This window comes from Pelomicrobium sp. G1 (genome assembly GCF_051905455.1).
In the GTDB taxonomy this organism is placed as follows: domain Bacteria; phylum Pseudomonadota; class Gammaproteobacteria; order Burkholderiales; family UBA6910; genus Pelomicrobium.
Genome location: NZ_JBQACR010000489.1, coordinates 1 through 248 on the forward strand (window position 1 = coordinate 1; position 248 = coordinate 248).

The window sequence follows — 248 nt, forward strand, 5'->3', positions numbered from 1 at the left end:
GTCCAGCGCGCCGCCAAGTGCATCCAGATCTTCTGCCGCCCCCTGTGCGGCCACCACCAATTGGCCATAGGGAGTCTCTTTGATGCGGCCGACAGAGCCCTGCAAAATACTGAGATCCAGGCGCAGATCCCGGCTGAGTTGGCTGAGCAGCGGCGTGCCCGTGGCATCGCCCCGAAAGCTGAGCCGCAGCAAGCGCCCTGACATCCCCTGCGCCATGGCACGCCAACCCTCACCACCATCCAGCCCGC

The 248-nt window shown here is 65.7% G+C and carries 1 protein-coding gene; it reads right to left on the minus strand.

What is annotated here, in order from left to right; translation table 11 throughout:
* Positions 1–204 (minus strand): NIL domain-containing protein (locus ACTFO6_RS19335; RefSeq protein WP_439935941.1); only part of this gene is annotated, 204 nt, incomplete at its 3' end.
* Positions 205–248: the final 44 nt, after the last annotated feature.